Here is a 12,599-nt window from a genome sequence, read left to right as displayed (position 1 = left end):
TCGCGCCTGAGGCGTGTCGTTTTCCGAACATGGTTCGGCCTGGCCGGGGGCGGCGGCAATTGATTTGCTCTGGATGCGCATACTCGGTCCATGGCGCCCAACCCTGATCTGATCATCGATGTCGACCCCAGCGAGGCGGGGTCGGAAATAATTCGGACCGTGGTCCTGCCCTGGTCCGGGCAGAGCGTCCCGCTGCGGATCCCGGCCGGGATGAGTGACGGCAGCATCCTGCGGCTGCCCGGGATCGGGCCGGTGGTCGCGCCGGGTGCCCCGCCCCGGGACGCGTACGTGCAGCTCCGGATCGTGCCGGGCGGAGGCGGCGCGGTCCCCGCAAGCTTCGGTGCTGCACCGTTCGGTATGCCCGGCCCGGTTCCGCCCGTGACGTCGGCCCCGCCGACGACCCCGTTCGGCGCGCCGCCGCCGGTGTCGGGTCCGCCGGCGGGTCCGTTTGACGCGGCCCCGCCGACGACCCCGTTCGGTGCGCCGCCGTCGGTGTCGGGTCCGCCGGCGGGTCCGTTTGACGCGGCCCCGCCGACGACCCCGTTCGGTGCGCCGCCGTCGGTGTCGGGTCCGCCGGCGGGTCCGTTTGACGCGGCCCCGCCGACGACCCCGTTCGGTGCGCCGCCGCCGGTGTCGGGTCCGCCGACCGCTCAGTTCGGTGCGCCGCCGCCGCTCTCGGGCCCGCCGGGGCCGCCGTTCGGTGGCCTTCCCCCGTATGGTGCCTTCCCGCCGCCGCCGTCCGGCGGATCGGGGCGGGGGAAGATCATTGCCATCGTCGGTGGCGCGGTCGCCGTGGTCCTGCTGATCGCATTGGCGGTGCCGCTGCTCTTCTGGGTCAACAACCGTGACACCGACGGCTCGCCGTCGAACGGGACCGCCGCCGGGCCGGGCGGCGAGGCGTCGCCGAGCGCCTCCCCGGTCAGCGCCCAGGAATACCAGGCACTGCTCGCCAGGGTCGACAAGGCGGTGGGCCCGGGCTTCACCCAGCTCACCGCGGCCAGGAACCCCAAGGCGGTGGGGATCGCCGCCGGCACCCTCGGGCGCGCCCTCGACCAGCAGATCACGGCGCTGTCGGCGGTGGTTCCGCCGGAGAACGCGGCCGGCGCCCACGCCGACCTGTTGCGTGGCCTGGAGGGCATGGTCGACTCGATCAGCGAGACCGGATCGGCGGCCGGAGCCGGAGAGGTCTGCCTCGGCTCGTCGGCGCTGGCCCGGATCAGCCGGGACGCCTCCGCCGACGACGTCCGCAGCGCTCAGCAGGCACTCGCGGCGGCGGATCCGGCGCAGCCGTACCAGGTCGGCAGCTTCGTGCCGAAGAAGACGGCGGACGGTAACCGGCGGCTCGGCAACGGCGCGTACCTCAAGCGGGTCCGCAGCGGCATGGGGCAGCTCAAGATCGAAAACGGTGGCAGCAGCGACGCGGTCATCAACCTCGTCCTGGGCAGCGCCAAGACCCCGACGGTGAGCGTCTACGTCCGGGCCAAGGGCAAGCACACCGTCTCCTCGATCAAGGACGGTACGTACCGGATCTACATGACCGGCGGCAAGGACTGGGACGGTAAGGCCAAGGCGTTCAGCCGGAACTGCAACTTCCAGCGCTTCGAGGACACCTTCCGGTTCAGCACCACCTCCACCCAGTACACGATCTGGACGATCACGCTGACTCCGGTCGCCGGCGGCAACGCCCGGACCAGCGAGGTCGACCCGGGTGACTTCCCCGGGTAGTGGCGGGCGGTAACGCCCTCCCGGACGGGGAGGGGACGGCGCCAGGGACGAGATGCCGGCCGGGTCGACGACCCGGCCGGCATCTCTGGGTACGCCCGGAAGAGCAACCGGTGCCATCCCGCACAGATCCTATGCACAACTATTGTGCATAGGATCTGTGCACAGTTATTGTGCAGCCATGCCGCAACAGCACCCGGACGTCCACGACCACCCACCGGCCTCGGTGGTGGCCCTGGACGGCGCCCAGATCCGTGTCCTGGCCCATCCGCTCCGGGCCCGGCTGTTGATCGCGCTCCGGTCGGACGGTCCCGCCACGGCGACCCGACTGGCCCAGGCGCTCGGCACCAACACCGGGGCCACCAGCTACCACCTGCGGCAGCTCGCCGACGCCGGCCTGGTGGCGGAGGTGCCCGAGCGGGGGTCCGGGCGGCAGCGGTGGTGGCGGGCGGTGCACCAGTTCAGCAGTTGGCGTGCCACCGACTTCGCCGACGACCCCGACGCCCAGGCGGCGGCCGACTGGCTGCACCGGCACGCGGTGCGGTTGCACGCCGAGCTGACCGAGCGCTGGGTGACCGAGCAGCACGCCTACCCCACCGAGTGGCGGGACGCGGCGACCGTCGCCGACGTGTTGCTCCGGCTGACCCCGGAGCAGTTGCGACAGCTCAACGACGAGATGTGGGCGGTGGTCGACCGCTACCGCCACGCCGTGCCGGCGGTGGACGGCAGGGAGGCGGCCGAGTCCGGGGACGGCACCGAGCAGGTGCTGCTCTACCTGCACAGTTTTCCGGTGCGAGGACCGCTCCCGCTGGCCGGAGGCGTCGCGGCGGACGGTGAGCGACGGTGAGCGTACTGACCGGTCGCCAGGTCCGGCGACGTTACCTGATCCTGCACGGGCTGCGCTGGCTGCCGGTCGGGCTGCTGATCCCGGTGCTCACGCTGCTGCTGCTGGAGCGCGGGCTCAGCCTGCCGCAGGTCGGGTTCGCCGTCGCGGCGCAAGGGCTGGTGGTGCTGCTTCTGGAGCTGCCGACCGGTGGGCTCGCCGACGCGCTGGGGCGCAAGCCGGTGCTGGTCGGGGCCATGCTGGTCAACCTCGGATCCCTGGTACTCCTCTCCGCCGCCGACTCCTTCGGCCTGCTCTTCCTCGCCTTCGTGCTGCAGGGGGTCTTCCGCGCCCTGGACAGCGGCCCGCTCGAGTCGTGGTACGTCGACGCGACCCTCGCCGCCGACCCCGACGCGCCGATCGAACGGGGGCTCAGTGCCGGCGGCGTGGTCCTCGGCGTCTGCATCGGCGCCGGGGCGCTGCTCGGCGGCGGCCTCGTCGCCCTCGGGCCGGTCGGCGGGATCAGCGCGCTCACCCTGCCGGTGCTGGCGTCGATCGCCCTGGAACTCGTCGCCCTGGTCGCCCTGCTCCTGCTGCTGGTGGAGGTGCGCCCGGCCGCCGGCGCCGCCGCGCTGCGTGACTCGCTGCGGGCGGTGCCGCGGGTGGTCGGCGGGGCGCTCGGGCTGGCCCGCCGGTCCCGGGTCGTGCTCGCACTGATCGCCGTGGAACTCTTCTGGGGCTTCGGGATGGTCACCTTCGAGGCGCTGCTGCCGGTCCGGCTCGCCGAGGTGCTCGGCGACCCGGACCGGGCGGCGGCACTGCTCGGACCGACCGGCTCGGCGGCCTGGCTCGCCTCGGCGGGCGGTGCGGCCCTCATCGCGTACGCCAGCAGGTGGCTCGGGGCGCCGCTGACCGCCGGGCTGCTCCGGATCCTTCAGGGCGCCACCGTCGTCGGGATGGCGCTGCTGGCCGGGCCGGCCTGGATAATCACTGCCTACCTGCTCTGTTACGCCGTGCACGGCGCGTCCAACCCGCTGCACGCCGGGCTGCTGCACCGGCAGGTCGACGGTCCGTACCGGAACAGCGTCATCTCGCTGAACTCGATGGTGGCGCAGCCGGCCGGGGCGCTGGGCGGCGTACTGCTCACCTCGCTGGCCGCCGCGACGACGGTCAGTACGGCGATGCTGGTCGGTGCCGTGGTGCTGGCCGCCGCCGCGCCGCTCTACCTGCCCGCCTGGCGGGCGGCCCGTCGCCCTGTGCGCACCCGCCCGAGCGGCACCGACGAGACGCGGGCGGGCGAGTTGGTGAACCCGGGCCGCGAGTAGGGCCGGCGGGCCGGCGGACCGGCAGATCGGCACAGGGCGACCGGCACCCGCAGCGCCACCGGCAGCGGGGAGCGCCACCAGCACCGGGAGCGTGACCGGCGCCGGTGGATTGGCGCGGGCGGCGCTCGGGTACATCCTGGCCGACCTACTGGGACCCCCACCGGAGGAACTGATGCTTGCCTATATCGCCGCCGGAGTGTTCGCCTTCGCGCTGCTGCTCGACCTCTTCGAAGAGGACCTCGGCGCGCCCGACCTGTTCAACTTCTCCACCCTGGTGCTGATCGGTCTGCTCTGCCTCGCCCTCTACCTCGCCGGGGTGGGGCGGGGTCCGGGTGCCGCGGGTGGTGGCGGGCGCTGGTACCGGGGCCGTCGGCCCGGCCGGGGCTGATCGGAGCCGGATCGCGACCGGCCCGGTTATCGGTGCATTTCCGGCACCGGAAATCGGGCCGGTACTGTCTTCGTGATGGAGTCCGACGGCCTGTTCAGTCTCGCCGATCCCGTTGCCGGGCGCACCGCGCCGGCCGGGACCGCCGCCGACGGCTTCACCGCACCGTCCGCGGACTCGCCGCTGCCGGTCCGGATGCGTCCGGCCAGCCTGGACGAGCTGGTCGGGCAGGACCACCTGCTCGCGCCCGGCGCGCCGCTGCGACAGCTCGTGACGGGTGGGTCACCGATGTCGGTGATCCTCTGGGGACCGCCGGGCAGCGGCAAGACCACCATCGCCCACCTGGTGGCCCGCGCCACCGAGCGACGCTTCGTGGCGATGTCGGCACTCTCCGCCGGGGTCAGGGACGTCCGGGCCGTGATCGACACCGCCCGCCGGGAGCGCCGGTCCGGCGGGCCGCCGACCGTGCTCTTCATCGACGAGGTGCACCGGTTCAGCAAGACCCAGCAGGACTCGCTGCTGGCCGCGGTCGAGGACCGCACCGTCACGCTGCTGGCGGCGACCACGGAGAATCCGTACTTCTCGGTCATCTCGCCGCTGCTCTCCCGCTGCGTACTGCTCACCCTGCAGGCCCTGGACGACGACGCGGTACGCGGGCTGCTCCGCCGCGCTGTCACCGACGAACGCGGGCTGGCCGGTGCGCTCACCCTCGCCGCCGACGCCGAGGAGCATCTGGTCCGGCTCGCCGGTGGCGACGTCCGCAAGGCGCTCACCGCCCTGGAGGCGGCGGCCGGGTCGGCCACGGCACAGGGCGGGACGGTGATCGACCTGGCAACCGCCGAGCAGGCGGTCGACGTGGCGGCGGTGCGGTACGACCGTGACGGCGACGCCCACTACGACGTGGTGAGCGCCTTCATCAAGAGCATGCGCGGTTCCGATGTGGATGCCGCGCTGCACTGGCTGGCCCGGATGTTGGTCGCCGGCGAGGACGCCCGGTTCATCGCCCGGCGGATCGTGATCTTCGCCAGCGAGGACGTCGGGATGGCCGATCCCACCGCGCTGGCTGTGGCGACCGCCGCCGCACACGCGGTGGAGTACGTCGGGTTGCCGGAGGCACAGCTCAACCTGGCCCAGGCCGTGGTCCACATGGCCACCGCCCCCAAGTCCAACTCGGCGACCACGGCGATCGGTGCCGCCATGGCGGACGTGCGGGCCGGCCGGGGTGGCTCGGTGCCCCGGGCACTGCGCGACGCACACTATGCCGGCGCGCGCGGCCTGGGGCACGGCACCGGATACCGCTACCCGCACGACGACCACCGGGGCGTGGTCACCCAGCAGTATCTGCCGGACGACCTCGTCGGAGTCGACTACTACCAGCCGAGCGGGCATGGCGCGGAGCGGGCGGTCGCCACCCGGCTGCCGCTGCTGCGCCGGATCGTCCGGGGGCAGCCGGCAGTTCCGGCCACTGCGAAGGACATCGGGCACGGCAAGGTGGGACCAGACGGCGGCGGGACATCCGCGGGGGAGGAAGAGCAGTGAGATCGCGCGGTTCGGACCGGGGCGAGGACGGCCACGACGAGCGGCGGGAACCACGGGGCAAGGGACGCCGCTGGGGCCGGGGCAAGCCGTCGGAGGACGGCCCGGCCGTGGAGCCGGAGGTCAGCCGGGAGGAACTCGGCTGGATCACCGATCTGCGTACCGCCAAGGAGCAGAAGGCCGACATCGGCCCGGCCGAGGGCACCACGCCGGCCGATCCGCCGGCCCGGCGCCCCGCCGCGTACGAGCGGCTGCCGGAGGGCGGAGCGGACGGCGACGATCCGATGCCGTCGCCCGGGGCGCCCGCCGCGGCCCCGATGGCTAATCCCGGCCCGCGCCGGGCTGACGAGCCGGCACCGGAGCCGGGGTCGCGCCGGCCCGGGCGGGAGGCCACGGAGCCGGGACAGCCCGCCCGGAGCGGTGGCCCTCAGCCGCCGCACGCCGAGCCGCCGCAACAGCCGCGGCCGCCGGCCGCTCCGCCGGCATCCGCCGTGCCACAGGTCGTACCGGCCCCGCCGCTCGGTCGGGCCGGCCGCACCGAATCGGCCCATTCGACAGCCTGGTCCGGGCCGGCGCCGGAGCGGCGGTCGGCCGGCGACCGCGCCGACACGCCGGGTCCGCGCACCGGCGCCACACCGTGGCCGGGTGAACCCGTGCCCTCCGCCGGTCACCAGCCCCGGCACGGTGCCCCGGCCGCCGAACCGGCTCCGGGCCGGCGGGCGGCGGGTGGTCGGGCCGAGGAGGCGCCGGGACGCCGTGCCACGCCGCCGCCGGGCGGTGAGCCGGTCGAGGGGCGGCACGGCCGCCCGGCGGGCCCTGCGGCCGGCTCCTTCGCCGCCCCGGCAGACCCGGGCGGCCCGGCCGGCTGGTCCGGGACACCGGCCGCGCCCGTGAGCGGCGAGTTCGTCGTACCTGCCTCGGGCAACGCCCCTTCGCTGCCGACGGCACCCACGACGGGTGCGCCGAGCCGGGCCGGCGTACCGGAACGCGATGCCGGCGAGTCGGCACGCGGCGGTCCGCCGATCGACGCCCGTCGGCCCGGTGCGGGCCCGGCATCCGGCGCACCCGTGTCCGGAACCGGAGCGCATGCCGGCGGCGCGGGCTCGCATGCGGCCGGTACACATCCGCAGTCCGGCGCCGGGGGAGCACATGCCGCCCCCGCGGGAGCGCATGCCGCCGACCGTGACGACCGGCCGGCCGGGCCGGAGCCCGGCCGCCCGGAGCGGGCTCATCGGGAGCGGCCGGCGGACTGGATCCGGAAGGCGGGCCGCGGAGGCGTCCGCCCGGTCACCCCGGCCGCCGGGTACGGGCCGCCGATCTCGGGTCCCGGTGTCGGCGCGCTTCCACCGGTCGCCGGTGGTCCGGCTCATTCCGATCCACCGGCCGGCCGGCCGGCCGGCGGACCGGATCCGGCGACCGCGCCCGGCCGGCGTCACGCCGCGCCGGAGGGCTTCGACGGCGGTCGGCATTCCGGGGCGGAGAGCTTCGACGGCGGTCGCCACTCCGGGTCGAAGGGCCTCGACGGTGGGCGCCACGCGGGGCCGGGCCAGCGTGCGGACCGGCCGTCCGACGATTTTCGAGAGGGTGGCCGGGCCACCCGGGGTCGGGTCGGCGGGGGAGGACCGCCCGGTGCCGACGGCCCAGGTGGGGCACGGGCCGGCGGGCTGCCGCCGGTGGTGCCGGGCCGGCAGGGTGCGGTCGGGCCCTCCGGTCCCGGGCACCGAGACGACCACCCGACGTCCGGCGGTCCGGTCGGTCCGTCCGGCGGTCCCTCCGGTCCGTCCTCGACCGGTGCTCCGTCCGTGCCGACCGGTGCTCCGTCCGTGCCGGCCGGTGGCCGGCGAAGTGTGGTGCCGCCACGCGGCACTGTTCCGCGGCACCTGGAGCCGGGGGACGGACCGGGCCCCCAGCCCAACGCCGCCGCGCTCGGCAGGCCCACGATCGAACCGGCCGAGCGGCGCGGTGCACCGGGTGGCCGTTACTCCGTCGAACCGGCCGGGCGGAGCGGCCCGCCGGCACCCGGAGGCGGTCGCGGCGACGGCCCCGCCGGCCGGGCGTCCGGACGGGGAGCGGGGGCACCCGTCCATCCCGGGCCGAGGACGGCGCTCCCCGGCGACCCGGCCGGCGCGCCCGGCACGACCTCCCGGTCCACGCCGGGGGAGGCCCTCCGCTCGGCACCGGCCCGACCCGGCCCCGGTGGCCCGGCCGGCCCACCTCGCCCGGACCCGCCGGTACGCCCGGACCCGCCGGTACGCCCGGCCGGCACCGCCCGCCCCGACGGCCCGTCCCGACCCGAGGCTGCGGTGCGGGCGGCTGCCGCGCCCACGACCGGCGGCCCCCGACCCGATGGTTCGGCCGGTCCGGGCGGACTCCGGCCGGACGGCTCGGGCGCGGGGGACCGGCCCGAACCGGCGGGACCGTCGCCGGAACCGGGCCGGGGCGCCCGGGCGGATCTGCGGCACCAGCTCCGCGAGCAGCGGCAGCTGAAGACGATCGCCCTGCTCCTGGCCAGCCTGCTGGTGCTCGGTGCGCTGCCGACGTACTTCGGGGTACGGGCCGCCACCCGCGATCCGGTCTTCAACTCCCTGGACGCGCTGGCGGTGCCCTCCTGGGCCGCGACCGACACGGTGGACGGGGTGAGTGGCAGCCGGTGGTGCCTGATGGAGTGCCGGTTCCGGGAGCGGACCGTCGACTCCGCGCGCGGTTGGGAGGAGACCGCGCAGGTCTACGAGACCGCGCTCTCCCGCGAGGGGTGGCAGCCGTGGAAGGTGGCGCTCTGCCCGGAGCAGCCGGTCGAGGGGCACTACACCTGCTGGCGCCGTGACGAGCTGACCCTCGACATGTGGATCCGGCAACCGGCCTGCGCCGAGTCGGCCGGCACCGCGCCGGGTGTCAGCCCGGCACCCGACGCGGCCAGGGCGGCCGAGGAGGACTGCCCGGAGTCGGTGGTCTCGATCAAGGTCCGCAACGCGATCGAGGACGACCGGATCGGGCCGCAGCCGAGCACCGATCCGTCGCTGACCGGTGTGGACCCGGACCCGATCTTCACCGACGATCCGCTCCGCGAGCTGCTGACACCCACACCCACCCCGTCGTGAGGCCGGCGGTCGTCACCGACGGTAGGGTGCGGGTTGGTACTCCGACCGGCATACCGGGTACCTGTCGTCACACGGCCGCCCGGATGTCCGGGTGAGACGGTCGCGCGCGATGTCGAGACGGTGCATGGAGGAGGAGACGGGTGGACGCTGGAGAGATCGGTCAAGTCGCTGCGCTCGTGGCGGCCGGTGCGTTCCTGATGCTGGTGTTGGTGCTGGCCAGGCCGATCTGGCGGCTGGGCAACACGGTGGACGCGGCCACCCGGGCGATCAACGACGTCAACGACCGTACGGCGCCGCTGCTCGCCAACATGAACGTCACGGTCGAGAACGTGAACACCGCCCTGGGGCAGGTGCACACCTCGCTGGACGGGGTGAACATCCAGCTCGCCAAGATCGACACGATGACCGGGCACGCCCAGAACGTCACCGCCAACATCGCCAACCTGAGCACGGTGGTCTCGGCCGCCGCCGCCAACCCGCTGGTCAAGGTGGCGGCCTTCGGGTACGGCGTGCGCAAGGCCGCCTCCGCCCGGCGCCACGCCGAGGACGAGCGCGAGGTCCGGGCCACCCTGAAGCAGCAGCGCCGGGCCGCCCGGCGGGGCGGGCGCTGACCCGCCGTACGCGGCGATCCGGCACCGAGGAAGGATGAGCCCATGAGACGACTGCTCTGGCTGGGCATCGGGCTGGCCGTCGGCGCGCTGGTGGTCCGCAAGCTGACCCGCACCGCCCAGGCGTACACGCCGCAGGGGATCGCCGGCTCGGTGGCGGAGTCCGCCGGCGGGCTGGTCCGCTCCCTGCGCGAGTTCGCCGACGACGTGCGGGACGGCATGGCCGAGCGCGAGCAGCAGATCCACCAGGCGTTCGCCGAGGGCGTGGCATTCGACGACCAGTTCGAGGAGCTGCGCGACGACCCCAGGCTCGGCGACCGCGAGTTGTTTCCGGAGGAAGGCACCAGATGAGAACGGCGGAAGTCAAGCGGCGCTACCTGGCGCACTTCGAGGCCAACGGGCACACGGTGGTGCCGTCCGCTCCGCTGCCGGCGATCGACGACCCGAACCTGTTGTTCGTCAACGCCGGCATGGTGCAGTTCGTGCCGTACTTCCTCGGTCAGCAGACGCCGCCGTTCAACCGGGCGGTGTCGGTGCAGAAGTGCATCCGTACCCCGGACATCGACGAGGTCGGCAAGACCAGCCGGCACGGCACGTTCTTCCAGATGAACGGCAACTTCTCCTTCGGTGACTACTTCAAGGAGGGCGCGATCGCGCTCGCCTGGGACCTGGTCACGAAGCCGGTCGCGGATGGTGGTTTCGGGCTGGATCCGGAGCGGATCTGGCCGACTGTCTACCTGGACGACGACGAGGCCGAGGCGATCTGGCGCAAGACCGGTGTGCCGGCGGAGCGGATCGTCCGGCGGGGCAAGGCGGACAACTTCTGGTCGATGGGGATCCCGGGGCCGTGTGGGCCGTGTTCGGAGATCTACTACGACCGGGGCCCGGCGTACGGCCGGGAGGGCGGTCCGGCCGTCGACGAGGACCGCTACCTGGAGTTCTGGAATCTCGTCTTCATGCAGTTCGAGCGGGGACCGGGGACCGACAAGGAGAACTTCCCGATCCTGGGTGACCTGCCGGCGAAGAACATCGACACCGGGATGGGCCTGGAGCGGATGGCCGCGATCCTGCAGGGCGTCGACAACCTCTACGAGATCGACGAGGTCCGGCCGATCCTGGACCGGGCGGCGGAGATGACCGGCCGGCGGTACGGCGCCCACTCCGGGCACGCGGCGTCGGAGTCGCACCCGGACGACGTACGGCTGCGGGTGGTGGCCGACCACGTGCGGACCGCGTTGATGCTGATCGGTGACGGGGTGACCCCGGCCAACGAGGGGCGCGGCTACGTGCTGCGCCGGATCATGCGGCGGGCGATCCGGGCGATGCGGCTGCTCGGCTGGCAGGAGCGGGCGCTGCCCGAGCTGCTGCCGGTGGCCCGGGACTGCATGTCCCCGTCGTATCCGGAGCTGGCGGGCGAGTTCGACCGGATCTCGTCGTACGCGTACGCCGAGGAGGACGCCTTCCTGGCCACCCTGCGGGCCGGTACGACGATCCTGGACACCGCGATCGCCGAGACCCGGTCGGCGGGCGGGGCGAAGCTGTCGGGTGACAAGGCGTTCCAGCTGCACGACACGTACGGTTTCCCGATCGACCTGACCCTGGAGATCGCGGCCGAGCAGGGGCTCTCGGTGGACCAGGACGGGTTCCGCCGGCTGATGGCCGACCAGCGGGCCCGGGCCAAGGCCGACGCGCAGGCCCGCAAGACCGGCCACGTCGACCTCTCCGCCTACCGTTCGGTGCTCGACTCCGGCGGCCCGGTCGAGTTCACCGGCTACACCGAGGTGTCCCGGGAGTCGAGGGTGCGGGCGCTGCTCGGCACCGGTGGCGCGCCGGTCGAGGTGGCCGGCGAGGGCGACACCGTCGAGCTGGTGCTGGACACGACCCCGTTCTACGCCGAGGGCGGTGGCCAGCAGCCCGACGTCGGGCTGATCACCGTCGGGGCCGGCCAGGTCGAGGTGCTCGACGTGCAGCAGCCGGTGCCGGGGCTGATCGTGCACCGGGCCCGGGTGGTCCGGGGCGAGGTACGCAGCGGCGAGGCCGGCCTCGCCGAGATCGACGTGATCCGGCGGCGGGCGATCTCCCGGTCGCACACCGCCACCCACCTGGTGCACCAGACGATGCGCAACTTCCTCGGCGAGTCCGCGACCCAGGCCGGTTCGCTGAACGCGCCGGGGCGGCTGCGGTTCGACTTCAACACCCCGACCGGGGTGGCGCCGAGCGTGCTCCGCGACGTCGAGCAGCAGGTCAACGAGGTGCTCCTGGCCGACCTGGAGGTGCACGCCTTCATCACCTCGCAGGCGGAGGCGCGCCGGCTCGGCGCGATGGCCCTCTTCGGCGAGAAGTACGGCGACGAGGTGCGGGTCGTCGAGGTCGGCGACTACGCACGCGAGCTCTGCGGCGGCACCCACGTGGCCCGCTCCGCCCAGCTCGGCCTGGTGAAGATCCTCTCCGAGTCGTCGATCGGCTCCGGGGTGCGCCGGGTCGAGGCGCTGGTCGGCCTCGACGCCTTCCGGTTCCTGGCAAAGGAGCACCTGCTCGTCTCCCGGCTGGCCGAGCTCTACCGGGTCCCCGGCGACCAGGTGGCCGACCGCGTCGAGCAGACGGTGGCGCAACTCCGCGAGGCCGAGCGGGAGCTGGAGAAGCTCCGCGCCCAGGTGGTGCTCGGCGGTGCCGGTGCGCTCGCGGCCGCCGCCCGGGACGTCCGCGGGGTGGCGTTCGTCGGGACCGAGGCGCCGGAGGGCGCGGCCGGCAACGACGTGCGTACCCTCGCCCAGGAGATCCGGGGCAAGATCGACCCGGCCCGGCCCGCGGTGGTCGCGGTGGCGGCCCGGGCCAACGGCAAGGCGTCGCTGGTGGTCGCGGTCAACGGTGCGGCCAGGGACCGGGGCGTCTCGGCGGCGGTCCTGGTCAAGGGGGCGCTCTCCGGCCGGGGTGGCGGCAACGCCGACCTGGCCCAGGGCGGCGGCCTGCCGGCCGGCGAGGCGCCGAACCTGCTGGCCGCGGTCGAGAAGGCGCTCGCCGAGGCGTGACGTCCGACCCCGGCCGCCCGGGCCGGCACCTCCCAGGAGCCGCAGGCTACTTCCCAGGAGCCGCACGACATTT

Annotated in this window: 9 protein-coding genes; all 9 read left to right on the top strand. The window is 74.5% G+C overall.

The annotated features are described in order from the left end of the window. Positions 1-90: 90 nt before the first annotated feature. Positions 91-1,725 carry a hypothetical protein gene (locus tag ACN27G_RS17545; RefSeq protein ID WP_421493880.1) on the top strand — a complete coding sequence of 545 codons (1,635 nt, stop codon included), beginning with the start codon at positions 91-93 and terminating at the stop codon, positions 1,723-1,725. Between the two features lie 178 nt (positions 1,726-1,903). Continuing rightward, on the top strand, positions 1,904-2,569 hold the full coding sequence (locus ACN27G_RS17540; protein WP_421493879.1) for an ArsR/SmtB family transcription factor: 666 nt from the start codon (positions 1,904-1,906) through the stop codon (positions 2,567-2,569). Next, a complete protein-coding gene (locus tag ACN27G_RS17535; RefSeq protein WP_421493878.1) occupies positions 2,566-3,870 on the top strand; it encodes an MFS transporter in 1,305 nt (434 codons plus the stop codon). Before ACN27G_RS17540 ends, ACN27G_RS17535 begins: the two co-directional genes overlap by 4 nt. A 91-nt stretch (positions 3,871-3,961) precedes the next feature. After that, a complete protein-coding gene (locus ACN27G_RS17530; RefSeq protein WP_421493877.1) occupies positions 3,962-4,258 on the top strand; it encodes a hypothetical protein in 297 nt (98 codons plus the stop codon). 75 nt (positions 4,259-4,333) lie between these two features. Then, a complete protein-coding gene (locus tag ACN27G_RS17525) occupies positions 4,334-5,794 on the top strand; it encodes a replication-associated recombination protein A (protein WP_421493876.1) in 1,461 nt (486 codons plus the stop codon). A gap of 2,450 nt (positions 5,795-8,244) precedes the next feature. Continuing rightward, positions 8,245-8,889 (top strand): hypothetical protein, encoded by a 645-nt coding sequence (locus tag ACN27G_RS17520; protein ID WP_421497354.1) that lies wholly within the window; start codon positions 8,245-8,247, stop codon positions 8,887-8,889. A gap of 140 nt (positions 8,890-9,029) precedes the next feature. Beyond that, entirely contained in the window at positions 9,030-9,500 is a 471-nt protein-coding gene (locus tag ACN27G_RS17515; RefSeq protein WP_421493875.1) for a DUF948 domain-containing protein, read from the top strand. Between the two features lie 42 nt (positions 9,501-9,542). Then, positions 9,543-9,848 carry a hypothetical protein gene (locus ACN27G_RS17510; RefSeq protein WP_421493874.1) on the top strand — a complete coding sequence of 102 codons (306 nt, stop codon included), beginning with the start codon at positions 9,543-9,545 and terminating at the stop codon, positions 9,846-9,848. Continuing rightward, a complete protein-coding gene (alaS, locus tag ACN27G_RS17505) occupies positions 9,845-12,526 on the top strand; it encodes an alanine--tRNA ligase (protein WP_421493873.1) in 2,682 nt (893 codons plus the stop codon). Before ACN27G_RS17510 ends, alaS begins: the two co-directional genes overlap by 4 nt. Positions 12,527-12,599: the final 73 nt, after the last annotated feature.

Source organism: Plantactinospora sp. WMMB334, assembly GCF_049179095.1.
Taxonomy (GTDB): Bacteria; Actinomycetota; Actinomycetes; order Mycobacteriales; family Micromonosporaceae; genus Plantactinospora.
Note: the sequence above shows the minus strand (reverse complement) of the source record. Positions and strands in the feature narration are given on the sequence as shown.